The following is a 24,334-nucleotide window of genomic DNA, read 5'->3' as shown; positions in this document are numbered from 1 at the left end:
CTCTTCGAAGCCGCGGGTCGCCGCGTTCACTCCATTACGTCCAGATCCCGGAAGTACGTCACCGGACAGGGGGCCTGGAGGATGATGTCCTGTGAGACCGACCCGAGGACGGCCTTCTCCGCCGGCGAGCGGCGGCGACCGCCGACGACGATCCGGTCGGCGTCGACCGCTCGTGCCATGTCGACGACGGCGTCGCCGATCTCGCCGACGGAGCCGCGGATCTCGTAGTCGACGCCCGCCTCCGCGAACCGGTCCGCGAGGTCGCTTACCGGCGCGCGTTCGGCGGCGACCTCGTCGGGATCGACGTCCTCGAGGCGGGCCTCGAGGCCCAGATCCTCGCGGAACTCCTCGTACTCCTGTGCGGTGAACGCGTGTCCGATCACCACTCGTGCCCCGAGCGGGTCCGCGATCTCAAGGACGGTCTCGGCGAGTCCCTCGGCCCGGACCGTGTCCATCGGCCCGACGGCCAGTAGCACTGTATCGATTGCCATGCTAACATGTTCTCCGACCGCCGGGATAAGTATTCAGTTCGGCGCAGTATTCCGTTTCCGTCGCTCGAGCTCGAGGGTGACCGCGCCCAAGTCCCTCTTTCACCTTGGACAAGAGACTTGGTCCCCGCAGAGAGCATCGACGACATGAACCGTCGATCCATGCTGGCCGGCGCCGCCGTCGCCCTCACGGGCGTCGCGGCCGGCTGCGCCGGGAACGGGGACGTGCCGGCGAACTGCCGGCTGTCCCACGAGGTCGTCGACTCGTCGGACGACTACGGCGACCCCCGCGAGAGCTACGAGTACGGTGAGTTGAGCGACGAGGCCAAACAGGTGGTCGACGCAGCCCTCGAGAACGGCAGCCACTCGACGACGGCCGACGACCTGGGCGGTGAACCGCCGGAGTTTCGCTACTGGGATACGACGACCCTCTACGCGGTGACTCGCGACGGCGAGACGTACTACCTGCTGACGTATTCCGGCGAGGGCTGTGAGAACTGAAAACTGAAAACGCGTGAGTTCCGCGAATCGAACGCTCTCGAGACGGTCCTCCGGCCTCACTCCGACGGTCCAGCAGGCGTTCCGGGCGGCATCAGCGTCGAGATCCGCGCGTTCTCCTTCAGTCGGAGCCCGCCGTCGGCGACCGTAAGCGGGATCAGCGGCAGGTGCGAGACCACCTGCATCGACGGGTGCGAGCCGCCGCGAGCGAGCAGTTCGTTCCGGGGCTGGAGCCACAGCGGCTCCTCCGCGTCGGTGAGGAACTCGTTGTGCTGGACGACGTACTGGCCGCCCTCGAGGTCCCACCACCCGTACTCGTCGTCCGGATCGCGGAGGGTGGTCTCGACCGGTTCGAGGTCGGCGTCCTCGAGTTCGTCGCCGCCGAAGTCGATCCGGCCGGGACCGGCGACGCGGTAGATCGCGCTCGCGGTGAGGTCGATCCCGTGCTCGTGGACCTGTACGGGTTCGTACACCAGGTTGTCGACGGAGTCGACCAGCGGGTGTTCGCGTTCGTGTTCGGCGGACATTCGGTCGAAACTGACGACGCCGAGCGTCAAAAAACGTACCGTCCCCGTCCCCGTCCCCGTCGACGCGACGGCGCGGCGCTGCCGCGAGACGAAACGGTATCCGGGGGGAGCGCGAACCCGGGCGTATGAGCACGGATCGAAACGCGGACGGGATCGATAAACCGGTCGCGGTCGACGCGGAGCGCCTCCGCTCCGACCTCGAGCGAAACGCCGAGTTCGGCGCGATCGACGCCGAGGAGGGGCGGGGCCGGACGGTCCTCACCGGTACGGAGCCGAACCGCCGGGCTCGCGACTACCTCGTCGATCGCCTCGAGGACGCGGGCCTCAGCGTCTCGGTCGACGCCGTGGGGAACGTCGTCGGCACCTGGACGCCCGACTCGGCCGACCCCGACTCGGCGCCGGTCGCGGCCGGGAGCCACCTCGACTCGGTGCCCGAAGGCGGCATCTTCGACGGACCGCTGGGCGTCTACGCCGCGCTCGAGGCGGTCCGCATGCTGCAGGAAAGCGACGTCGAACCCGCGCGGCCGGTCGCGGTCGTTTCGTTCACCGAAGAGGAGGGGACCCGGTTCGCCGGCGGAATGCTCGGCTCGTCGGTCGCGACCGGCCATCGCTCCGTCGAGGACGCGCTCGCGGTGACCGACGACGAGGGGACGACCCTCGAGGACGCGCTCGCGGAGATCGGCTATCGCGGGGAGGGTCGGCTCGAGGCCGACCAGTGGGACGGCTTCCTCGAACTCCACGTCGAACAGGACACCCGACTCGAGGAGCGCGGGATTCCGGTCGGCGTCGTCTCGACGATCACGGGCATCGTCCACGCGACTGCGCGGTTCGTCGGGGAAGCCGACCACGCGGGGACGACGGCGATGGCCGACCGGACGGATGCGCTGGCGGCGGCAAGCGAGTTCGTCCTGGACATAGAGCGGGCGGGACGGGAGTTCGCGATGGACGGCAGGGACGGCGAGACCGAAACCGGAACCGCCGTCGCCACCGTCGGCAAGAGCCACGTCACGCCGAACGCGACCAACGTCGTTCCCGGCGCGGTCGAACTGGGCGTCGATCTCCGGGACGTCGAGGCCGCGACGATGGACCGGCTCCTCGAGCGCGCCCGCCGCTGTCTCGCCCGCCTCGAGGCCGACCGCGGCGTCGAGACCGACCTCGAGGTCGAACTCGAGGTGGAGCCGGCCCCGATGAGCGAGCGGTGTCGGGAGGCGGTAGCGGCGGGTGCCGACGCCGCGGGCGTCGACTCGCTCTCGATGCACTCCGGCGCGGCCCACGACGCGATGTACGTCTCGCGGGTCACCGACGCCGGGATGCTCTTCGCGCCGTCCGAAGACGGGCTCTCGCACACACCCCGGGAATGGACCGATTGGGCGGACTGTGCGACCGCGGCGCGCGTGCTGGGCGAGGCGATCGCGCGTCTCGCCGGGGAGTAGGCTCGATTCGTCCCCGAACTTGATGTGCCCGGCCGCGTACCGTCGGACATGGTCGACGTACTTGCCGACGAAATCAAGGCGTTCGTCCGGGCGGTCGGTCCGGAGCCGGACGAGACGCTCGTCGAGATGGACGAGTTCGCCGAGCGCGAGGGGTTTCCCCACGTCGGGCCCGAGGTCGGGGCCGTCCTCCGGTTGCTCGCCCGGCTGACCGACGCCGAGCGGATCTTCGAGTTCGGCTCTGGCTACGGCTACTCGGCCTACTGGCTCGCCGAGGCCCTCCCCGACGACGGCGAGATCGTTCTGACCGAAGTCGACGAGGACGAACTCGAGCTGGCCCGCGAGTACATGGCCGCGGGCGGTTACGACGATCTCGCCCGGTACGAACTCGGGGACGCCCTCGAGACGATCGAGGCCTACGACGGCCCGTTCGACGCCGTGCTGATCGACCACCAGAAGGGCCGGTACGTGGACGCTTTCGAGGCCGTCCGCTCGAAGGTCCCACAGGGGGGCGTCGTCGTCGCGGACAACGCCGTGACTGCCGGGATCATCGAGTTCGACAAACTGCGAGAAATCGTCGAGGAGGACGCCGATCCCGACGCGCTCGAGGCCAACGAACACACCAGGGGGATCGCCGACTACCTGGCGCGGGTGCGGGAAGATCCGGAGTTCGAGACCGTTCTCCTGCCGCTGGGCGAGGGAATCGCGGTCAGCTACCGCGTCGCGTAGTGCCGGTCTCGCCCTCGAGAACCTGCTCTTCGGCGTCGACCTGCGTTCCGGCCGAGGAACCGTATTCCTGGGCGGCGAGGAAGGCGGTCGAACCGCAAGCCGTCAGGAAGGTCCCCCACGTGATCGCGGTCAGCGAGAGGACGAGCGTCCCGGTCGGCCCGGGGACGGCTGCGCCGACCGTCTCGAGACCGACGGCGTGGAGGCCGGCGACACCGAGGAACCCGACCCAGAGGGCGACCGACAGCTGGGCGAGAGTTCGGCGCGAGACGGCCTTCGCGTACAGCGCGAGCAGGTAGACGCCGCCCACCGCCAGCGCCGTCGCTCCGAGCGTCGGAACGATCGCGTCGGTGCTGGCGGTCGCGCCGCCCGCGACGACGAAGGAGGCGAACGATGCGGCGATCGAGAGCCGACCCGTCTCCGAGTCCGAGCCCGAACTGGTGGTGGCGTGGATCACGTCGTGCACCGCCTTGCCGGCAGGTGTAGGCGATCGGATATATAGTTGTTGGTCGGCGGGGTCAGACCTCGTCGGCCGCCGGGAGCGTCACGTAGAACGTCGTTCCCTCGCCGGGTTCCGACTCGACGGCGATCTCGCCGCCGTGGCGCTCGACGATCCGCTTGCACAGCGCCAGCCCGATCCCCGTGCCGGAGCCCCGCCCGGTACCCTCGAGCCGCTGAAATACCTCGAAGATCCGCTCCTGGTCCGCTGGGTCGATCCCCACTCCCTCGTCGCTGACGGCGACGGTCCAGGTCCCCTCGCCGGGGTTTTCCTCCGCGGTGACCTCGATCCGCGGCGGTTCGTCACCGCTGTACTCGACGGCGTTTGACAACAGGTTCTGGAACACCTGCCGGAGTTGATCCGCGTCGCCTCGAACTCGCGGGAGCGAATCGACCTCGACGTCCGCGTCCGCCTCGGCGAGTTGCACCGTCAGATCGTCCCGCACGTCCTCGAGAACGGCGTTCAGGTCGACCTGCTCGAGCGGGTCTCCCCTGGTTTCGACCCGGGAGTACTCCAGCAGGCCGTCGATCATCGCCTTCATCCGCTCGGCGCCGTCGACCGCGTACGCGAGGAACTCCTCGCCGTCCTCGTCGAGGGCGTCGCCGTACCGACGCTCGAGCAACTGCAGGTAGCTCGTCCCCATCCGCAACGGCTCCTGCAGGTCGTGGGAAGCCGCGTACGCGAACTGCTCCAACCGCTCGTTCGACTCTTCGAGCTTGCGCTGGTACTCGTTGCGTTCGGTGACGTCCCGGGCAACGATCATGCCCGCGTCGACCTCCTCGCCGATCCGGACCGGGAGCGTCCGGGCGGACAGCTCCCGGCCGCGGTAGTCGACCTCGAAGGTGCGTTCCTCCCCCTCGAGGGCGGCTCGGAAGTGGGGTTCGATCTCCTCGACGAGTTCCTCGGAATACCGCTCGGGGACGGTCTGTCCGATCACCGTCTCCGGGTCGGTGCCGACTTCCTCGAGCAACCCGCCGCCGGCGGCCGTATACTCGAGGTTCTCGTCGTAGAGCGCGACGATACCGTCCGGGAAGTTCTGCACGAGGGTCCGGTACCGCTGCTCGCTGGCCTCGAGTTGCCGCTCGCGTTCCTTGCGCTCGGTGATATCGCGGACGACGCCGATCCGCTCGCGCTCGCCGTCGATCCGGCGCAGGCTCGTGACCGTCGCTTCGACCGGGACGGAGTCGCCGGACGCGCTCTCGATTTCGGTCTCGATCGTCGACGCGTCGTCGTCGGCCGCGACTTCCCGGGCGTACTCCATGACCGATTCGTTGGCGACCAGGGAGGCGTGCGCGCCGAGCAGCCCCTCGCGGCCGTAGCCGGTGATCTCCGTATAGGCCTCGTTGACGGTCGTGAACCGTTCGTCGCCGCCGAGTACGTAGATGCCGTCTTCGACGGTTTCGACGATCGTCTCGTATCGTCTGAGTTCCCGTTCCCGCTCCTTGCGCTCGGTGACGTTCCGGAAGTACACCGAGAGCCCGGTCTCGGAGGGGTAGACGTTGAACTCGAGCCACGAGTCGAGCGCGTCGACGTACCGCTCGAAGCTGACCGGCCGCTGGGTCCGCATGGCATCGCGGAACCGACGCCGGACGGGATCCGTCTTCCCGGGGTACAGCTCCCACAGGGTCTCGCCGAGGAGGCCGTCCGGTTGCCCGGAGCGGCCGAGAATCTCGGCCGCCCGCTCGTTGGCGTGGGTGAACCGCCAGTCGCTGTCGACGGCGACGAACGCGTCCGAGACGCGGCCCAGGATCTCGCTCAGTTGCGTCTCGAGTTCGCTCTTGCGGCGCTCGAGCCGGCGCTCACGTTGCTTGCGCTCGGTGACGTCCTCCGCGGCGATGACGACGCGTTCGACGGCGCCGTCGGGGTCGGTGACAGGTGCCGCGTTGACGGAGAACCACCGCTGGCGTCCCGTCTCGTCCACGAGGACGAGTTCCTGATCGACGACCGGTTCGCCGGACCGTCTGGCACGGGCCGACGGCGCGTCCACCGCTTCGAGGGGACCGCCCTCGGCGTCGTAAACCTCCCGGTCCCCGGTCACGATCTCTTCGAAGCTCGTTCCCGCCGGCAAGCCGAGCGATTCCGTCGCGTAGCGGTTCGCGAGGACCGTCTCGCCGTCGGCGTCCTCGACGGCGATCCCGACCGGCGCCGTTCGCAGGAGTTCCTCGGTCTGGGCCTGCTCGCGTTGCAGCCGACGTTCGTGTCCGAGTCGATCGAAGATCACCTCGAGGCTCGAGGCGACGATCTTCGAAAGCGAGACCTCCTCGTCGCCGAACGCGTCGGCACGCTCGGAGCCGACGATGAGCACCCCGTGGTTGCCGATCGGGAGGACGATCTCGCTGCGGATCGGCGTCTCGGGGTTGAAGACGTTCGGGGCAGCCCGGACGTCCTCGTAAAGCTCGAGGTCGCCGGTCTCGAAGACCCGCCAGGCGATCCCATCGCCCGCGTCGAACGCGGGCAGGTCGTCGAACAGGTCCTCGGCCCGGTCGGACTTGGCGGTCGGTCGAAGCGTCTCGCCCTCCTCGTCGTAGCGGTAGACGCCGTTGATCTCGAGGCCGAGGACGTCCTGCAGGCTCCGACACGCCCGTTCGGCGACCTCGTCCCAGGTGTCACACTCGAGCCAGTCGCGGACGGCTTCGTTCAGCCGCCGCAACTGCAACGCACGCTGGCGCTGGTCGGTCACGTCGTAGTAGAGCTCCACCCGGCCACCCTCGTAGGGGCCACTCTCGATGGGTTTGCTTCGGTGCTCGAGCCAGCGCACCCCGTCGTCGCTCCCGTCGGTCACCCGGCACTCGAAGCGTTCGACGCTGCTGTTGTCGTCGTACGTCGCGAGAACGGTGTCGACGAACTCGTCGGCGTCCTCGTCGGCGATGCGTTCTCGGATCTGGCCCTCGATGAGGTCCCGTTTGCTCCGCCCGACGACGTCGCCCCGCTCGATGCCGAAGTACCGCTCCGTCGCCTCGTTGAGCCAGGCGACGTCGAAATCGGAGTCGAGAACGAACGCGCCGACGTTCGCCGTCTCGAGGGCCTCCATGATCGGATCGATCGCCGCGGATGCCGTCGGCCCGGCCTCGGCGTCGTCGTCTCGGACCATCGGCCGGACGATGCCGAACCCGCGGCTCTCGTCGGTCTCGTCGGCGCCGCCGTCCGATCGCGGTTCTCGGCCGTCGTTCAGCCGGAGGGTACACGGGATCGGGTCGTCGCGACGAGTCCGAATCGTGATCTCGAGTTCTGTTATGCCGTCCTCGCCGTCGTCGTCGCCGTCGCCGTCCGCGTCTCCCTCTTTTTCCGCCAGTGCCGCCTCGAGAAGCTCGCGGTCTGAGTCCGCCGCCAGGTCGGCGACGGAATTGCCCAGCAATCGGTCGCGGCATCCGTTTCGCTTCGCCTGCTCGGTCGCTTCGGGACCGAGTCCGACCAACTCGGCGAGACTGTCGTCGATCGCGACGATGCGACCGTCGCCGTCGAACTGGAAGACGCCGCCGTCGACGGTCTCGACGAGGGTCCGGAACTGCCGGCGGGACGGGGGTTCCCCGCCGACGACCGGGACCCGTCGCTCGCTCGAGTCACCACGATCGCTCATTGCCGGTTCCAAGATGCTTGGCCGGATAAGTTCACCGCTCGTTGCGGGAGAAAATCCCGCTTGCCGTCGTCGGCTCTCCTCTCGTCGCGTGGCGACGCTCGCGGATACCTATACGGTTTCCTGTAAGTCATTTCCGGCGCAACCGCCGCCCGGGTCGCAGTTGCGCCGATAAATCGTTCCAGTAATCCGTATTACGGGGACTGCGAGACTGGCGGCAACTGGACGTGGTCGAACCAGAACCGCTCGATCAACTCCGCGACTCCCACGTACCCGTCGAGATCCGTCGGCTTCGTGAGATACGCGTTCGCCGACGCCTCGTAACAGCGGCGGACGTCGTCCGCGTCGTCCGAGCCGGTGAGCATGATCACGGGGAGACACCGGAGCTGTGGATCCGCTCTGATTGCCTCGAGCAGTTCGCAGCCGTCCTTTCCCGGCAGCTGTAGATCCACGAGCGCGAGATCGGGGAGCGCATTCGGGTCGGCGTTTCCGGCCCGTTTCAGGTAGTGTAGCGCCTCGTAGCCGTCGTCGGCGACCCGGAGACGAGTGTCCCCCGCCGTCGCTGCGAACGCCTCCTCCACGAGGGTCGCGTCGCCCGGATCGTCTTCGACCAGGAGGACGTCGCACTGAGTATCCGCGGACATTCAGTGACTCGAGCGATACGTGCGGCAACGATCGATGGCCTCGATGACGTCGATGACCTCGATACCGCGGTCGTCCGGTATGGACCCTGCGACGCGGTCGGCCGTTGTCGGCCGGCGGCAGGTCTCCCCGCGGTAGCGACTCGATCCCATTCCGTCGCGGGAACCTGCGGAGACTGCGGCCGGGCTTTTCCCCATCGGTCTACCGGTGCTCCCGTCGCCGTACTGCATGCGTCGTCCCATCGATACGTTTCACCATCTGTATGCGTAATAAATAACTTTTACACCAAATATACATGGTATACTGCATCCTATTAGGATATATTGAGTAAATCTGCAGGCAAATACGTTGAAGATATCCGCAACGTCTTCTGTGGAACGAAGGTCGATCGAAAGGCGTCGATCACTCGTCCGCCACGTCGATCCCGAAGTGGTCGAACGGTTGCACGCGCTCGTTTTTGACGAACCACTCGTCCGCGATCTCACAGCCCAGGTCCTCGAGGTCGCTGGCGATGCCGGTTACGCCGTCGCTGTCCTCCGCGACGGCCTCGACGGCCAGGTTCTCCCGACCCGAGAGAACTTCGACGACCCGAACGACCCCGTCGATGTCGAACGCCTCGTCCGCGAACGTCCGGCGCTCCGAGATCGGGACGGTACAGACGAAAATAACGCGCAACTGGTAGCCCGCCCGTTCGTAGTCGATCTGTGGGTGATATCCCTCGATCACGCCGTGTTCCTCCAGGCGCTCGATCCGGTTCCGGACCGTGTTCGGTGCCACCCCGACCTCCTCGGCGATCGTCGCCGGGGAGTTGTCGCGGGCGTCCTCCTGGAGCAAGTGGAGGATCCCGCGATCCACGTCGTCGAGTTCGAAGGAACTCATCAGGCGGCCCTTTCGGACCCAATTCAAAAGAGGTTCGGTTGTCCCGCATCCGGCGAAACGGCCGCCGGCCCGCGACCCTCCCGTCCGTCCCGGTCACGAACCATCCCTTGGCCGCGGTTCGACGTGGGAATCCGGCAGCAACCCCTCGAGCGGTCGTTCGTCGAGCCACTCGAGTAACGCGACGAGCTGGTCGGTCGCGGCCTCGAACAACTCCGCGCCGACCTCGGGAGTCGCGTCGGTCTGGTCACCGAAGACGCCGTTCGGGCTGTTCTCGACGGCGTCGTAGAACGTCGTCGCGCCGTGGACGCGCTCGGCGTCGTAGTCGAACGTCGCCCCGCCATCGCGGGCGTCCTCGAGGCGGTCCTTCCGGACCAGTTCCTCGGCGATGTGCATGATCATCGCGGTTTCCTTGGGGCCGCCGTGGGGACCGGGAGTCTCGAAGACCTCTTCGATCAGGTCGGGGATCGACTCGTCCCACATCCACTCGATGGCGTAGGCGGTCCCGTCCTCGTGGAGCCGGCGGCCGACCTCCCGGAGGTGGGAAACGTTGCCGCCGTGGGCGTTGACGTAGACGATCCGGTCGATCCCGTGGTACGTGAGGTTCCGCGAGAAGCTCTCGACGAAGTCCCGGAAGACCGGCGGCTCGACCCACATCGTCCCGTGGAACTGCCGGTGGTGGGAGCTCACCCCGATCGGGAGCGGCGGCGTACAGAGGAATCCCGTCCGATCGACCGCCTCCCGCGCGAGTGCCTCGGCGATCAGGTAGTCGGTTCCCTCCGGGAGATGGGGGCCGTGCTGTTCGGTCGACCCCAGCGGCACGACGGCCAGCGACTCCTCGTCGACACGCTCCGCGAGTTCGGGCCAGGTTCGGTGCGGCAGGTACATACCCTCACCTCCCGGCGAAGCCACAAAACGTTGTGCGACGGGGCGTTCGCTCGAGGCCCGCAGCCGTCGTCCGCTCCCTCCTGTGATAGTAAACCTTAATAGTTGACTGCCGTCGAGTTATTATATGGCAGTCGTAAGCGTCTCGATGCCGGACGAACTCCTCGAACGGCTGGACCAGTTCGCCGAAGAACACGGCTACACCGGCCGCAGCGAAGTCGTCCGGGAGGCCTCCCGGAACCTGCTCGGCGAGTTCGAGGACACCCGACTCGAGGACCGCGAACTCATGGGGATCGTCACCGTCCTGTTCGACTACGAGACCACGAGCGTCGAGGAGCGGATGATGCACCTGCGACACGAACACGAGGACCTCGTGGCCTCGAACTTCCACAGCCACGTCGGCGACCACTACTGTATGGAACTGTTCGTGCTGGAGGGCGAACTCGAGGATATCTCGACGTTCGTCGGGAAGATCCGGGCGACCCAGGACGCGCTGACGGTCGACTATTCCGTGATCCCGGTCGACGACTTCGATCCGATCGCACAGGATCACTGAGACGGATCGTTGTAGCGGTTTACCGGTGATCGCTCCGACGGGACGACGATTACCGGTACCGAACTACAACAGACCGTCCGATCCGTTCGGTCGGCTCCGACCGCAACACTGACGCCGACACCGACACCGACACCGACAATACGTGCCGCTGTGCGCGCAATTTTACCGTCCTCCCCTCGAAGCGGACGACATGAGCTACCGGAAGGTCAACTACGAGGACGTCGACCAGGTCTCGAGCGCGATGCACTTCCTGTCGGACCCGCTCGAGACCGAACAGGTGGGGGTCACCGTCGCTCGCTGTGACCCGGGCTGGAACAGCAAACCCCACGACCACACGGACAACGACCACGAGGAGGTGTACGTACTCATCGAGGGCGAGGCGACGGTCGTCGTCGACGACGAACCGGTCGAGATGGAGACCGGTGACGCCCTCTGGATCCCACCGGAGTCGACGCGCCAGATCCGCAACGGGGACGCCGAGAGCGCGTTCGTGCTCGTAAGCGCGCCGAGCATCGGGGACGACGAGGGTGGCGACGACGAGTGGCTGCTCTCCGGGTTCGCCGGCTGAGACGGACCGATCGAACTGACGCGGTGACCCAGCGGACGGAGGCTAAGCCGGGACGTCCCGAGCCCGCAGGCGTGCAAGACGGCGGGACCGTTTAGTGACTCGCCGTCATCTACCCGGCCGGGTGAGTACCGATCTACTCGAAACACCACGCCGTCGTCTCCCTGGTCGTGTCTCTGGCGGTCGTAGCCGTTCTGCCCCCGGTTTCGCCCTTCGGATACGCCGTCCCAGCCGCGGCGCTCGTCGCCTACGGCACCGCGATCGGCGTCCTGATCGACCTCGACCACTTCCTCATTGCCCGTCTCAAGACGGGTGGCTGGGACGCCGTGCGGTTCTGTCTGTCCAATCCCGCCGCGGCGGTCGCGGACCAGAGTCGCATCTTCGACCGTGGCGACGTCGGCGTGCTCTCGCGGCTCCTGAGTCACCTCGTCCTGATCGGGTTGCTGGTCGCGTTGCTCGCACTTGCGAGCGTCCCGCTCGCCGTGCTGACCGCCGCCGTCCTGTACGTCCACCTGCTCACCGACGTCGCCTGGGACGCCAGCCGGCTGGATCGGCAGATCGAGGCCTCCGCCGACGATGAGGAACTGGTGCAGGCGCTGCGGTGACGGCGGTCGCTCGCCCGAACCCGCGAGCCGCGGCCCCTGATCCCATCCAATGGAGGCCGCGGCTATATTCCGCCGGCCGTGGTCGAGGGCGTATGGAACCGCTCGACGACAGCATCGTCCCGGAGCACGCCCGCGAGATCAAGGCGGAAGCCGCGGAGTTCGCCCGCGAACACATCGAACCGAACGCCCAGGAGTACTTCCAGTCCGGCGAGTACCCCCACGAAATCCTCGAGGCCGGGCAGGAGGCCGGCCTCGTCGCCCAGGACATCCCCGAGGAGTGGGGGGGCCGCGGGCTCGATCTCCCGCAGTTGCTCGCAGTCACCGAGGAGTTCTACCGGGCCGACGCGGGGATCGCGCTCACCCTCCAGCTGGCGAGTTTCGGCTGCGAGATTACCTACGAGTACGGCTCCGACGAGCAGTGCGAGGAGTACATCCGACCGGTCGCGGAGGGCGACCAGCTCTCCGGGCTGGCCGTTTCGGAACCCGAGACGGGCAGCGACCTCGCGGGGATGGAAACGACGGCCGAGAAGGACGGCGACGAGTGGGTCATCGACGGCGAGAAGTACTGGATCGGCAACGGCGTCGAGGCCGACTGGATCACCCTCTACGCGAAGACCGGCGACGAGGACAATCGGTACGGGAACCACTCGATGTTCATCGTCCCGACCGACGCCGACGGCTACGACGCCGAACACATCCCCGAGAAGATGGCCATGCGCGCCTCCAAGCAGGCTCACATCGAGTTCGACGGCTGCCGGATCCCCGAGGAGAACCTGATCGGCACCGAGGGCGCGGGCTTCTGGATGCTCGCGGAGTTCTTCAACCACGGCCGGGTGATCGTCGCCGGCCACGGTCTCGGGATCGCGGCCGCCGCCCTCGAGGAGGCCTGGGCGTTCACCCACGACCGCGAGGAGTTCGGCCGGACGATCAGCGAGTTCCAGTCGGTCCAGCACGGACTGGCGGACATGCTCCTCGAGTTCGAGAGCGCGCGGGCGCTGACCTGGCGAGCCTGCGAGAAGGTTCAGAGCGGCGAGAACGCCGGCTACTGGGCCGCGATGGCGAAGACGAAGGCGACCGAGACGGCCGTCGACGTCACCGAGCAGGGAATGCAGTTCCACGGTGGCCGGTCGATCCTGGACGAGCGTCGGATCGCCCGGGCGTATCGGGACGCCCGGATCCCCGTCATCTACGAGGGGGCAAACGAGATCCAGCGGAACCTGATCTACGGGCAGGCCCCCTAGCCCTGGCGGTCCGACCCGACGCCCGCGCCCGTTCCTGGCCGAAAGAACGATCCGTGTCGAGAGAAAGGCTACGGGCAGATGCGATCCGTCCGCGACCACACGGACGATAGTGATTCGGCCGACACTGAGGCGGCCGCGACGCGGCCTCGTGTCCTCTGTGTCAGTAGCGACCGCTCCACGCGGGCCGCCGTCGCTCTCGCGCTGACGGACGATCCGGTGGACGTGACCGTCGCGGAGTCCGCCCGGAAAGCCGCCGCGAGACTCGAGCGCGACTCCATCGACGGGATCGTCCTCGACGCGCGGACGCTGGCCGGCACGACGAAGGGGAACACAGATTCCCGCGGCGGAGACCGTGCCGTGGCCGACGCGTCGCTGCTCGAGGCCCTCGAGTCCGAGGCCCGAGAAGCCCCGACGATCGTTCACTGGGGACTCGAGAGCGAGGACGTGTCGGAGCGGGATCCCGCGGTGCCGTCCACCGACGACCTCCGCCGGCTCGAGAGCCGTATCACGGTGTTGACCGAGAGCGATCGACCGTCGACCGACGACGCCGCGACCGTCGCGGCGCACCTCGCGCGGGCGGTGGTGGAACAGGTGTACGACGGCTCCTCCGAGCACGAGGATTCCGACCGCGAAGAGGGGAGCGATACGAGTCCGGACCGACCGAACCCGACGGCCGACCTCGAGTCGATCGTCGCCGCCGTCAGGCGGCGGCTGGTCGACGCTACCTCGCCGCTGTCCGTCGAGGCGAGCCTGCGCGAGGAGTTCACCGACAGCGATCGGTTCGCGTTCGCCTGGGTCGGCGAGTACGACCGGGGCGAAAGCGAGATCGTCCCCTGGATCACCGACTCGTCGGAACTCGAGTGGCCGCTCCAGCGAACGTTCGGAGTCGGCGCCGAGGGAACCGTGCTTCACCGGGCTGTTCGCAGCCACGAACTGCAGGTCGTCGACCTCGAGGACCTCGAGCGCGATCCCGGCGCGGTCCCGTTCGGCGAGCAGGCCGCGGACCGGGGCGTCGAGGCAGTTGCCGCCGCGCCGCTGGTCGCGACCGAGCGGCGTCCGGCGACCGAGGCGATCGGCGACCTGTACGGCGTCTTCGTCGTTTACGCCACCGACGGGCTCACGGACGCGGATCGGGACGCGATCCGGGAGGTCGCTCGCGTCGCCTCCCACGTCCTCGAGACGATCGCCGTTCGCGGACGACTCGATCAGCAGGAACGGGTCCTCGAACGGTACGAACGGCTCGTCGAGACCGCGGGCGACGGCATGTGCGTGCTCGACGAGCAGGGACATTTCATGACCGTCAACGAAGCGCTGACGGAGATGACCGGCTACAGCCGCGAGGGGCTGCTCGGGGAACACGTCTCGATCCTGTTCGGCGGCGACGACGTCGACGCCGGTGAAGCCACGGTACGATCGCTGCTCGCGTCCGACGAGAGCACCGACACCGTCGAACTGACCCTCGAGCGAAAGGACGGCCGGACGATCCCCTGTGAGGGACAGGTCGCGGTCCTCGGCGGCGGGGACGACCTCGAGGGGATCGTCGGCGTGGTCCGGGACATCACCGAGCGAAAGCGAAGCGAGCGCAAACTCCGCGAGCAGAACGAACGCCTCGACGCGTTCGCCCGGGTCGTCAGCCACGACCTCCGGAACCCGCTTAGCGTCTCCCAGGGGTATCTCGACCTCATCGAAGAGACCGGATCGCTCGAGCACGTCGAGCAGATCCGCGACGGTCTCGATCGGATGGAGGGGATCATCGACGACGTCCTCTCGATCGCCCGCGGCGGCGACTGGGCGGCCGAACCCGAACCCGTCACGCTCGAGGACGTCGCCGCGGAGGCGTGGGACCACGTCTCGACGCCGTCGGCGTCGTTCGTCGTCCACGAGTCGTCGGTCCGTCCCGGCGGCGAGACGCCGTTCGAGGCCGACAGGGGGCGGCTCCTGCGGCTGTTCGAGAACCTCTTCCGGAACAGCGTCGAACACGGCGGCAGCGACGTCACCGTCCGTACGGGGCCGCTCGAGGCCGACGGCACCGTCACCGGCTTCTTCGTCGCCGACGATGGCTCCGGCCTGCCGGAGGAACTGCGCGAGCGCGAGAACGTGTTCGATCCCTCCGTATCGTCGTCCTCGGAGGGGCTGGGAATCGGTCTCTGGGTCGTCCGCGAGGTCGCGACCGGCCACGGCTGGGCCGTGACGGCGACCGAGAGCCGATCGGGCGGCGCGCGATTCGAGTTCCGGTTCGAGTTCGCAGCGGACCGAGCGGAGCGGGACTCGAGCTATAGTAACCGTTAGAGCTTTTTACTCGAATAGTGTGGGAGTATGTAGTGGATCATCTCGACGAGATCTCTGTCGAGGAATTACAAGATGCCCTCGACAATGTGGAAGGAAAGAAGCCGACACAACGACTCTTAGCGGCAATAGCGTACAAAAATGGTCTCACGCAGACTGAGCTAGCTGAGTGGTACGACGTTCAGCGACGGACAATCTATAGCTGGCTCAAGCGACTCGACACTGACGAGTCGCTTGAGCATGCTGTTACTGATGCTCATCGATCTGGGAGAAATCGAAAACTCTCAGAAAAAGAGCAACAAGAGTTCGAAGAAACAGTCCACGAATCTCCTGAAGAAGTTGGGTTCGACGCGCCGGCGTGGACGCCGGCGCTCGTCCAGCAGTATCTCGACGAGACGTACGATGTCGAGTACTCAATCCCGAGCTGTCGGCGGTTGCTCAAAGAAGCGGGATTGAGCTATCAAAAACCACGCCGTACAGCCGCCGAATCTGAGGCTGAGGAACAAGAGGCGTTCCGTGAGGAACTCAAAAAAAGCAGCGGGAAATGGACGCCACAGTAGTCTGTATCGACCAAACCAAGAAATCCGTCCAAGTCGAGCCGCGTGCCGCGTGGTTTCCTCGCGGCACGCGACCGTCTGTTGAATTGTCCGGACAACGCGATTGGACGTGTCTCTTAGGCGCGATCACCGAGAACGGTGATCGCTTTTTCTCTCGATTCGAAGAGTATGTAACGGCTGATCACGCAAAACATTTCATTCTCGCGTTATGCAAAGAGTTCGAAGGTGACCTGATCATTGTGTTCGATGGAGCGCCGTATTTCCGGGCGTCGGCCGTCACGGACCTGGCGGCCCGTGACGACCTCGCCTTCGTGACATTGCCGGCGTACTCGCCAGAGCTAAATCCCGTCGAAGAGTGTTGGAGACAACTCCAATCGGCACTCAGCAACCGCTTCTTTGACTCACTCAGTGAGCTCACAACAGCGATTGATACAGCTATTGATCGAATATCTGTGCCAGAGGTGAGCAATTATTTCTAACGCCTACTATAGTGGCGGTCCAAGCCTGAACTGATGGGTCGAATCCGCTCGCGCGGGCCGATTCGACCCATCAGTCGACGGTTGGAACGGTACTCGATCCGCAGAGCAAGGACTGTCGAACGGCGAAAAACGCGTGCGAGCAGGGATGGGTGACGGTGGACGAGGGACGGGACTTCGTCGTCGCTCGACGACGGTCGGCTTCGGTCGGGTGGGCCGGTCAGTTCTCCGACTGCAGGTTCTGGAACGCGCCGACGAACTCGTCGTGGGAGGTCATCTGCGAGACCGCGTCGTCGACGCGGTCCTCGAGTTCGGCGACCCGGTCGCAAAGCTCCTGATACTCCTCGTTCTCCGCGAGTTTGCGGTCGGGTTTTTCGGACTCGAGGAGCGCCTTCTTCGAGACCAGCGCGTAGTACTCCTGGATCTCCGACTCGTAATCGGAGCGATCCGAGACGGTGTCGACCATCTCGAGGAGTTCGTCCTTGGAGACGGGCTTGACGAGGTAGTCGTCGAACCCCATCTCGATGATGTCGAAGTCCGGATCGACCGCCGTTACCATGACGACCCGGGCGTCGTACCCTTTCTCGCGGATCCGCTCGAGGACTTCGTCGCCGGAGAGGCCCGGCATGCGACGGTCCAGAAGGACGACCTCGACGGAGTCGGCCATCTTCTCGAGGGCCTCCTCGCCGTCGTAGGCTGTCTCGACGGACCAGTCGGTCTGGAGCCATGCGGCGAACAGGTCCGCAAGTCGGGTCTCGTCGTCAACGACGAGGACGTCCGGCTCGTCACCCATCGAATCCCCTTCCGTGCTCGTCATCGGTTACGGCCACGCGTCAGTCATGGTCCCTATGGGTCATAAATCTCGCGACCGTACAGGTCGATCAGCCGGATCGTTCAGCACGGTTTTATTATTCTGAATTATCGAACCGCCGCCCGGGAAGGCGACTCGGGCCGTCGTCTCTCGTTCGCTTACTTCCCTTCGAACTCCGGCTCACCGTCGCCCATGAAGGCCGTGATCCCCTCCATCAGGTCGTCGGTCGCCATCAGGTGCCCGAACGCGGAGGCCTCGTACTCGAGGCCGGCGTCGGTGTCGTCGCGGCCGGCGAGGAACGCGCGCTTGGTGTACTTCTGGGCGATCGGCGGCCCGCCCGCCAGGTCGGTCGCCAACTCGAGCGCGCGGTCCGCGAGTTCGTCGTTGGCGACGACCTCGTTGACGAAGCCGTACCCTTCCATCGCCTCGGCCTCGTAGCGCTCGGCGGTGAGGATGATCTCTTTCGCGCGGCCCTCGCCGACGATATGCTTGAGCCGCTGGGTGCCGCCCCAGCCCGGCAGCAGTCCGAGGTCGAGTTCGGGCTGGCCGAACTCGGAGCGTTCGCTGGCGACACGCATGTCCGCACAGGTCGCAAGCTCCATGCCGCCGCCGAGACAGTAGCCGTCGATGCCCGCGACGACGGGCACGTCGGCGGCCTCGAGTTTGCCGAACGTCTCCTGGCCCTTCCGTGAGAGCTCCTGGGCCTCGATCGGGTCGGCACCGCTACCGGCCATGCTCTGGACGTCCGCGCCCGCGGAGAAGGCCTTCTCGCCCTCGCCGGTGAGCAGGATGGCCCGCACCTCGTCGTCGTCCTCGAGGATGTCGATCGCCTCGGAGAGTTCGTCCAGCAACTCGCCGCTGATGGTGTTCATCCGGTGGGGCCGGTCGAGCACGACGTGGCCGACCATGTCGCCGGGGTACTCGAGGCGGATCGTGTCGAAGTCGACGCCCTCCCCTTCGGCGTCGGTCTCGTAGAAGCCGCCCTCCTCGGCCCGCTCCGCGAGGAAATCAGCGGGCGCGTAGCGTTCGTGGCCGGTCTCCTCGTAGGCCTCCTCGAGCGTCTCGAGGAGTTCGTCGAGGCCGTACTCATCGACCTGTTTGACGGGGCCGTCGGGGAAGCCGGCACCCAGCTGGACGGCCTCGTCGATCGCTTCGGGCGGGGCGACGTCGTTGCCGATCAGCTTCGCGACCTCGTTGGCCATCGAGGCCAGCAGCCGCTTCTCGACGAGTTCCGACTGCTCGTCGGTCGGGATGTCGACGCCCTCTCCGTCCTCGTAGTCGTAGAAGCCCTTGCCCGTCTTCTTGCCGAGTTCCTCGTTTTCGACCTTCTCCTCAAGCAGCGGCGCGGGTTCGTAGGCGTCGCCGAGCACCTCGTGCATGTACTCGAGGACGTGGTAGCTGACGTCGTTGCCGACCTGGTCGCCGAGTTCGAAACTCCCCATCGGCAGTCCCATGCCGTACTTCGTGGTCGAGTCGACCTCGGCGATGGTCGCCTGGTCCTCGCTGACGAGCCAGGAGGCCTCGTTCATCAGGGGAACGAGGATGCGGTTGACGATGAAGCCCGGGGAGTCCTTGTGGACGCGGACGGGCGTCTTGCCGAAGTCCTCCGCGAGATCCTCGGTGAGCTCGAGGGTCTCCTCGGCGGTGTCCGCCCCGGAGATGACCTCGACGAGCTGCATCCGGACCGGCGGGTTGAAGAAGTGCATCCCGCAGAACTGCTCGGGACGGTCCGTCACCTCGGCCAGTTCGGTGATCGAGAGGCTCGAGGTGTTCGTCGCGAAGACGGCGTGGTCGGGTGCGTACTCCTCGACCTCGCCGTAGACGTCCTTCTTGATTTCCATCTTCTCCGGGACCGCCTCGATGATGAAGTCGGCGTCGCCGACGGCCTCCTCCATGTCCACGAGCGGCGTCACGCGCTCCAAGGCGGCATCAGCTTCCTCCTCGGAGAGCTGGTCGTTCTCGGCGAGTTTTCCGAGCGACCACTCGATCTGGTCGTAGCCGTTTTCCACGAACTCCTCTTTGATGTCGCGCATGCACACGTCGTAGCCGGCCATCGCGGCGACCTCCGCGATGCCGTGGCCCATGTTTCCTGCGCCGAGAACTGCGATGGTGTTGATATCTTCCAGCTCCATGGGCTAACATGCAATGGGTGGGCGTTTCAACGTTTCCCTATTTCGTAAAGGAAACTACAATTTAGTTTATATCTGGTTACAAAGGTCTTTATCGGTCGGTCGGTAACTATTGTCTATGGAATTCGGTCTCACCGAAGAGCAGCAACAGATCCGCGAGGAAGTCCAGCGGTTCGCCGAGAACGAAATCGTCCCCGTGGCCGGAGAGTACGACGAGGAGGAGAAGTACCCCCACGAGGTCGTCGACAAGGCCGCCGAGATGGGGCTTACCGGCCCGTACATCCCGATGGAGTACGGTGGTGCCGGCTACTCGATCCTCGATACGTCGATCATCACCGAGGAACTGTTCTCGTACGACCCCGGTATCGCACTGTCGATCGTCTCCACCTCGTTCGGCTGTGAGGCGATCATGAACTTCGGCACCGAGGACCAGAAAGAGCGGTACCTCGAGCCCATCGCGAAAGGCGAGAAGATCTCGGGAGCCGCCATCTCCGAACCCGACACCGGCTCGGACGTGTCCTCGGTCTCGACCCGCGCCGAGAAGGACGGCGACGAGTGGGTGATCAACGGCAACAAGATGTGGATCACCAACGGGACGGTCGGCGACTTCTTCGTCGTCCTCTGTGAAACCAACCCCGACGCCGAGGGCCGGTACAACGGCTTCAGCCAGATCGTCGTCGAATCCGACCGCGACGGCTTCTCCGCCGAGAAGATCACCGGTAAACTGGGTATTCGCGCCTCGGACACCGCCGAACTCGTCTTCGACAACGTCCGCGTTCCCGAGGAGAACCTCATCGGCACCCGGGACGCTGCCTTCATGCAGCAGATGCAGTTCTTCGACGAGACCCGGACCGCCGTCGCCGCCCAGGGCGTCGGTATCGCCAAAGGTGCCACGCGTGCAGCCCTCGAGTACGCTCAGGACCGCGAGCAGTTCGGGCAGTCGATCTCGGAGTTCCAGGCCATCCAGCACAAGCTGGCCGAGATGGCGACCGACACCGAGGCCGCCCGCAACCTGACCTACAAGTCCGCCTGGAAGGTCGACCAGGGCGAGGACATCACCAAGCTCGCCTCGATGGCCAAGGAGTACGCCTCCCGCGTCGCCGTCGACGTCGCCGACGAAGCCGTTCAGATCCACGGTGGGGCCGGCTACGTCGACGACTTCCCGGTCGAGCGGTTCTACCGCGACGCCAAGATCACCCAGATCTACGAGGGAACCAGCGAGATTCAGAAGAACGTCATCGCCCGCGAGATGCTCGGCAAAGGCTTCTAACCCCTAGCCGATCCCGTCGGTCCGTCACATCGCGACGAGTTCCGTCCCCTCTTAGACCGCGTCGACGAATACCGGTCCCTCCACCCAGGAACGGTCCCTCTCTACCCCTCCCTCGAGTTCGCCTGGTCGTTCGAGACCGATCCGCAGAACGACACGAACGGCGAGATCAAGGGCCCGATCGCGACGTACGACGGCGCGGCCGTCGTCGGATCGTAGGACGGGCGAATCTACCGCGTCGATCTCGAGGATGGCACCGAGGACTTGGCCTTCGATACGGGACGGTCGGCAATGACCGGTCCAGGAATTGACCCGACGCTCGACGCCGTTTTCGCCGGTAGTCACGACGGAAACACGTACGCCCTGGACGCGGAGACGGGCGAAGAAGCCCCGCGGTTCGAAACCCACTGGCGGATCCCCAACTCCCCGACGATCCGTGCGGACAGGCTGGTCTTCGGTTCGGACGATCGGACGCTATACGCGGTCGAGAAACGAACTGGTGAAGCGGTCCGACACGTCGATTCCGACGGCCAGGTCTCGAGCACGCCCCTGGTCCACGACGGGGCGATCTCCGTCGCCGAACGCGCCCCAGCACCGCCGGATCCCGAGGCCGAGGACCGGGACGGGTCCGAGATCGACACCGACGGTGGCGGCTACAAGTTCGTCGCCGCAGACTACCGCCAGCCGCACTTCACTTGCGTTTCGGGACGACGGACTCGTACTCCACTGTGACAGAAGAGAACGGGAGCGATCGCTCGAGGGCTGACACGATGGTCTCGAGAACCCGACACCGACTCAGTCGCCGCCCGAACTCGGCGCCGCCGGATCAGGATCGGGGTTTGGATCCGGGTCCTGGCCGGTCGTTCCCTCGCTTTCCTCGCTCGAGACGGCATCGAACAGCGGGCTCTGTTCACCGGGGACCAGGGTGTTGAGCACGAGCGCCGACAGCGCGGTCAGGATGACCGGCTCGCCGAAGAACGTTCGAGCCGCGCTCGGCAGGCCCGCGATGGCGTCGGGCGTGGTCGCGATGCCGAGCCCGAGGCCCAGCGAGACGGCCACGATGACCATGTTCCGCCGGTTCAGTTCCGTGTGGAGGACGATCAGCCGGACGCCACTCGCTGCAACCATGCCGACCATCAACAGCACTGCGCCGCCGAAGACCGCGCTCGGGATCGTCGTCACCACGGCACCGACCTTCGGACTCAGGCCGAGCACCGCGAGGATGACCCCACTGATGCCGACGACGTGGCGGCTCATCACGCCGGTGAAGTTGACGATGCCGACGTTCTGGGAGAACGACGTGACCGGGAACGCGGCGAACAGCGAGCCCAGCGAACTCATCAACCCGTCGGTGAACAGCCCGCCGCGGAACTCCCCGTCGGTCGGGTTCCGGCCCTCGGCGGCCGTGATCCCGGACATGTCGCCGACGGTCTCCATCGCGGAGACGAGAAACAGGAAGGCGAAGACGAGGATCGCGATCGGTTCGAACTCGAGGCCGAAGTGGGTCGGCGACGGTACGGCGACCCAGTCGGCCTCCCCGATCGGCGAGAAGTCGACGAGGCCGGCGGCGACCGCGGCGGCGTAGCCGGCCGCGATCGCGACGAGGATGCTCAGCAGCCGTGTGACTCCGCTCGTAAACATGTTGAGCCCGACTGCGATGGCCAGTACGAGCGCCGCGAGTCCGATGTGTTGGACCGCACCGAACTCGCCCGCCTCCTGTGCGGCGGCCCCGCCGGCAGCGTAGTCCATGCCGACCGGGATCAAGTAGAGACCGATGATGACGACGACCAGGCCCGTGACCAGCGGCGGGAAGAACGGCTCGATCCGTTTGAACTGCCAGCCGATGAGACCTTCGACGACGAAGCCGGTGACCAGTATCGCGCCGAAGACGGCGGCCATCCCGAAGTCGGCGCCGATCGTCGTCGCCGCGCCGACGAAGGTGAAACTGGTTCCCATCACGATCGGTAGTTTCGCGCCGACAGGTCCGACGGTGTAGGCCTGGACGATCGTCGCCAGGCCGGAGAACAGCAACACCATCTGGACGATGTAGGCCGTGTCCGCCGCGCCGAGCCCGACGCCGCCGCCGACGATGTAGGCGACCGCGGTCGCGGGCACGATCATCACTGCGACGTGCTGGAGCCCAAGCAGGATCGACTTCGGCCACGGCGGCTGTTCGTCGAGTTCGTACTCGAGTTGAATGCCATCCCCGGGTTCGTTCGCCATCTATGGAAGCCACGTTACGAACGAGGGGGTAAAAAATTTCGTATACGAGCCCAGATATTCGCTTCTTTCGCCCCAATATATACAGATATGTGTATACAAATCGGCGCACCCACTCGCTCGAGTCGAGTCAGGCAGTGCCGTCCGGAAGGGTGTGACCGCCGCGGATACGAGTCCCGCGGCTACCGGTTGAACCGACGGACAACTCGAGAACAGGGGACGACCGTCCCGGTCTGACTCCGTTCAGTGAACCGTCACTTCGCCGTCTTCGACCGTGATGTCGATGAGACTCGTCGCCTCGAACTCCGTCTCGTCGAGCGCGGAGGGGCCGACCTTTCGCATGACGACGACGATGTCCCGGATCTCCGCGCCGATGTCGTCGAGTGCGGTACAGATCGACGCCAGGGTGCCGCCCGTCGAGAGCATGTCGTCGATGATCGCGACGCGGTCGCCGGGTTCGACGTCGTTGATGTACATTTCCGACTCGGAGTAGCCCGTCTCCTGGTGGAGGGAGACCTCGCCCTCGAGGCCGTACTCCCGCTTGCGGATCACGACCAGCGGGATATCCGTCTGCAGGGAGACCGCGGTCGCGAGGTGGATCCCCATCGCCTCGGGCGCGACGATCTTGTCGACATCCAGGTCGGCGGTTCGCATGACCTCGACGACGACCTCGCGCAACAGCGCGGGATCGAGCATCGGAACGCCGTTGCTGATCGGATGTACGAGGTACTCGTAGCCGTCCTTGTCGATGATCGGCGCGTCGTCGAGGGACTCGAGGAGTCGATCCATGGCGTCGGTTGGACCAATCACGGCAAAAACGGTTCGTTCTCGGTTGGGAACCGGTCTCGACTCGAGGAAACCGCCGTCCATCGAACTGTCGGTCGCATCCGGTCGATCGCATTCGAGTGACCGGCCCGGATCCCGTCAGTTCGACGGGATTCCCTCAGCCACTGTGATCCGTGTCGGTATCTCCGTCGTCGGAATCGGTGTCCGAATCGGTGTCGGAGTCGGAGTCGATGTCGGTATCCGAATCAGGATCGGCCCCGTCGCTATCGTCACCGAGGCTTGCGTCAGTACTCACCTCCGGATGCGTCCCGTCACCGACCGGATCGTCGATCGAACGATCGTCCCGCCGCTTTCGTTCCGTGCGACCGCCCAACGGATCAGCAGGCCCCGATTCGACGTCCCTGGAGTCGCGGATCGATGGGCCACCTCGCCCCCTTTTACCGACGTACAGCCCGATGGGCGGCAGGACGTAGCTACCGATCGCGAGCACCGTGAACAACGGGTCGACGAAGATCAACAGCCCGAAGATAGTCAGGGCTGCCATCGTGGCGGTGTGGATCGTTGTCTCCGTATATGCCCGGTAGAAGGTCCAAAAATCCCGGAGACGTGATCCCGCGGCCGCCGTCTGTACCGGAACAGTCATCGATACTTCTACGGTGCCCATCGGGAAGTCATTTGCCGCGTGAGCCC

At 66.0% G+C, this 24,334-nt stretch carries 24 protein-coding genes; 11 read left to right on the top strand and 13 right to left on the bottom strand.

What is annotated here, in order from left to right; translation table 11 throughout:
* Positions 1-26: 26 nt before the first annotated feature.
* Positions 27-491 carry a universal stress protein gene (locus tag CHINAEXTREME_RS19085; RefSeq protein WP_029601597.1) on the bottom strand — a complete coding sequence of 155 codons (465 nt, stop codon included), beginning with the start codon at positions 489-491 and terminating at the stop codon, positions 27-29.
* Between the two features lie 144 nt (positions 492-635).
* On the opposite strand from CHINAEXTREME_RS19085, the gene CHINAEXTREME_RS19080 reads away from it, so the two are divergent.
* Positions 636-989 (top strand): hypothetical protein, encoded by a 354-nt coding sequence (locus CHINAEXTREME_RS19080; protein WP_238593320.1) that lies wholly within the window; start codon positions 636-638, stop codon positions 987-989.
* 56 nt (positions 990-1,045) lie between these two features.
* Here CHINAEXTREME_RS19080 and CHINAEXTREME_RS19075 read toward each other — a convergent pair whose 3' ends face one another.
* Positions 1,046-1,513: a dCTP deaminase/dUTPase family protein gene (locus tag CHINAEXTREME_RS19075; protein ID WP_029601596.1), complete on the bottom strand. Its 468-nt coding sequence runs from the start codon at positions 1,511-1,513 to the stop codon at positions 1,046-1,048.
* Positions 1,514-1,638: 125 nt separating this feature from the next.
* On the opposite strand from CHINAEXTREME_RS19075, the gene CHINAEXTREME_RS19070 reads away from it, so the two are divergent.
* Both CHINAEXTREME_RS19070 and CHINAEXTREME_RS19065 read left to right on the top strand, forming a co-directional pair.
* Positions 1,639-2,946 carry a M20 family metallo-hydrolase gene (locus CHINAEXTREME_RS19070; RefSeq protein ID WP_007140638.1) on the top strand — a complete coding sequence of 436 codons (1,308 nt, stop codon included), beginning with the start codon at positions 1,639-1,641 and terminating at the stop codon, positions 2,944-2,946.
* A 48-nt stretch (positions 2,947-2,994) separates the two neighbouring features.
* Positions 2,995-3,672 (top strand): O-methyltransferase, encoded by a 678-nt coding sequence (locus CHINAEXTREME_RS19065; protein WP_007140639.1) that lies wholly within the window; start codon positions 2,995-2,997, stop codon positions 3,670-3,672.
* On the opposite strand, the gene CHINAEXTREME_RS19060 is transcribed toward CHINAEXTREME_RS19065, so the two are convergent.
* The 6 genes from CHINAEXTREME_RS19060 to CHINAEXTREME_RS19035 all read right to left on the bottom strand — a co-directional run bounded on the left by CHINAEXTREME_RS19060 (position 3,653) and on the right by CHINAEXTREME_RS19035 (position 10,148).
* Positions 3,653-4,135, bottom strand: a complete 483-nt coding sequence (locus tag CHINAEXTREME_RS19060; protein ID WP_007140640.1) for a hypothetical protein — start codon at positions 4,133-4,135, stop codon at positions 3,653-3,655. The genes CHINAEXTREME_RS19065 and CHINAEXTREME_RS19060 overlap by 20 nt on opposite strands.
* A gap of 52 nt (positions 4,136-4,187) precedes the next feature.
* A complete protein-coding gene (locus CHINAEXTREME_RS19055) occupies positions 4,188-7,745 on the bottom strand; it encodes a PAS domain S-box protein (RefSeq protein ID WP_076738770.1) in 3,558 nt (1,185 codons plus the stop codon).
* Positions 7,746-7,936: 191 nt separating this feature from the next.
* Complete coding sequence (locus CHINAEXTREME_RS19050; protein ID WP_007140642.1) at positions 7,937-8,386, bottom strand: response regulator; 450 nt, start codon at positions 8,384-8,386, stop codon at positions 7,937-7,939.
* Positions 8,387-8,626, bottom strand: a complete 240-nt coding sequence (locus tag CHINAEXTREME_RS19045) for a hypothetical protein (protein WP_238593319.1) — start codon at positions 8,624-8,626, stop codon at positions 8,387-8,389. It lies immediately after the preceding gene.
* Positions 8,627-8,786: 160 nt separating this feature from the next.
* On the bottom strand, positions 8,787-9,263 hold the full coding sequence (locus CHINAEXTREME_RS19040; RefSeq protein WP_007140644.1) for an Lrp/AsnC family transcriptional regulator: 477 nt from the start codon (positions 9,261-9,263) through the stop codon (positions 8,787-8,789).
* A gap of 93 nt (positions 9,264-9,356) precedes the next feature.
* On the bottom strand, positions 9,357-10,148 hold the full coding sequence (locus CHINAEXTREME_RS19035) for a creatininase family protein (RefSeq protein WP_007140645.1): 792 nt from the start codon (positions 10,146-10,148) through the stop codon (positions 9,357-9,359).
* A 124-nt stretch (positions 10,149-10,272) separates the two neighbouring features.
* Here CHINAEXTREME_RS19035 and nikR point away from each other — a divergent pair, with 124 nt between their 5' ends.
* The 6 genes from nikR to CHINAEXTREME_RS21300 all read left to right on the top strand — a co-directional run bounded on the left by nikR (position 10,273) and on the right by CHINAEXTREME_RS21300 (position 16,434).
* The gene (gene nikR, locus CHINAEXTREME_RS19030) at positions 10,273-10,701 is read left to right on the top strand and encodes a nickel-responsive transcriptional regulator NikR (protein WP_007140646.1); all 429 of its coding nucleotides are present in this window, start codon (positions 10,273-10,275) and stop codon (positions 10,699-10,701) included.
* A 190-nt stretch (positions 10,702-10,891) separates the two neighbouring features.
* A complete protein-coding gene (locus CHINAEXTREME_RS19025; RefSeq protein ID WP_007140647.1) occupies positions 10,892-11,269 on the top strand; it encodes a cupin domain-containing protein in 378 nt (125 codons plus the stop codon).
* Between the two features lie 167 nt (positions 11,270-11,436).
* Positions 11,437-11,871 (top strand): hypothetical protein, encoded by a 435-nt coding sequence (locus CHINAEXTREME_RS19020; protein WP_007140648.1) that lies wholly within the window; start codon positions 11,437-11,439, stop codon positions 11,869-11,871.
* Positions 11,872-11,963: 92 nt separating this feature from the next.
* Positions 11,964-13,112: an acyl-CoA dehydrogenase family protein gene (locus CHINAEXTREME_RS19015; RefSeq protein ID WP_007140649.1), complete on the top strand. Its 1,149-nt coding sequence runs from the start codon at positions 11,964-11,966 to the stop codon at positions 13,110-13,112.
* Positions 13,113-13,190: 78 nt separating this feature from the next.
* Entirely contained in the window at positions 13,191-15,401 is a 2,211-nt protein-coding gene (locus CHINAEXTREME_RS19010) for a two-component system sensor histidine kinase NtrB (protein ID WP_007140650.1), read from the top strand.
* 32 nt (positions 15,402-15,433) lie between these two features.
* Positions 15,434-16,434, top strand: a protein-coding gene (locus CHINAEXTREME_RS21300) for an IS630 family transposase (protein ID WP_085946394.1) whose coding sequence is annotated in 2 segments (ribosomal slippage) — positions 15,434-15,926 and positions 15,926-16,434 — 1,002 coding nt in all. Because the reading frame shifts where the segments join, the coding sequence is not laid out codon by codon here.
* A 217-nt stretch (positions 16,435-16,651) separates the two neighbouring features.
* Here the strand turns inward: CHINAEXTREME_RS21300 and CHINAEXTREME_RS18995 are convergent.
* Positions 16,652-17,224: a HalX domain-containing protein gene (locus CHINAEXTREME_RS18995; protein ID WP_007140653.1), complete on the bottom strand. Its 573-nt coding sequence runs from the start codon at positions 17,222-17,224 to the stop codon at positions 16,652-16,654.
* A 176-nt stretch (positions 17,225-17,400) separates the two neighbouring features.
* A complete protein-coding gene (locus CHINAEXTREME_RS18990; protein ID WP_007140654.1) occupies positions 17,401-19,374 on the bottom strand; it encodes a 3-hydroxyacyl-CoA dehydrogenase/enoyl-CoA hydratase family protein in 1,974 nt (657 codons plus the stop codon).
* Between the two features lie 115 nt (positions 19,375-19,489).
* On the opposite strand from CHINAEXTREME_RS18990, the gene CHINAEXTREME_RS18985 reads away from it, so the two are divergent.
* Together CHINAEXTREME_RS18985 and CHINAEXTREME_RS18980 are read left to right on the top strand one after the other, a co-directional pair.
* Entirely contained in the window at positions 19,490-20,641 is a 1,152-nt protein-coding gene (locus CHINAEXTREME_RS18985; protein WP_007140655.1) for an acyl-CoA dehydrogenase family protein, read from the top strand.
* Between the two features lie 225 nt (positions 20,642-20,866).
* The gene (locus CHINAEXTREME_RS18980) at positions 20,867-21,370 is read left to right on the top strand and encodes an outer membrane protein assembly factor BamB family protein (protein WP_076738769.1); all 504 of its coding nucleotides are present in this window, start codon (positions 20,867-20,869) and stop codon (positions 21,368-21,370) included.
* 63 nt (positions 21,371-21,433) lie between these two features.
* Here CHINAEXTREME_RS18980 and CHINAEXTREME_RS18975 read toward each other — a convergent pair whose 3' ends face one another.
* From CHINAEXTREME_RS18975 to CHINAEXTREME_RS18965, 3 genes are all read right to left on the bottom strand, one after another.
* On the bottom strand, positions 21,434-22,861 hold the full coding sequence (locus CHINAEXTREME_RS18975) for a uracil-xanthine permease family protein (RefSeq protein ID WP_007140657.1): 1,428 nt from the start codon (positions 22,859-22,861) through the stop codon (positions 21,434-21,436).
* Between the two features lie 240 nt (positions 22,862-23,101).
* Positions 23,102-23,647, bottom strand: a complete 546-nt coding sequence (gene hpt, locus CHINAEXTREME_RS18970) for a hypoxanthine/guanine phosphoribosyltransferase (RefSeq protein WP_007140658.1) — start codon at positions 23,645-23,647, stop codon at positions 23,102-23,104.
* A gap of 154 nt (positions 23,648-23,801) precedes the next feature.
* On the bottom strand, positions 23,802-24,287 hold the full coding sequence (locus tag CHINAEXTREME_RS18965; protein ID WP_238593318.1) for a hypothetical protein: 486 nt from the start codon (positions 24,285-24,287) through the stop codon (positions 23,802-23,804).
* Positions 24,288-24,334 lie beyond the last annotated feature (47 nt).

The organism is Halobiforma lacisalsi AJ5, from assembly GCF_000226975.2.
Lineage (GTDB): Archaea > Halobacteriota > Halobacteria > Halobacteriales > Natrialbaceae > Natronobacterium > Natronobacterium lacisalsi.
This window is presented reverse-complemented; position numbering and strand designations above follow the sequence as displayed.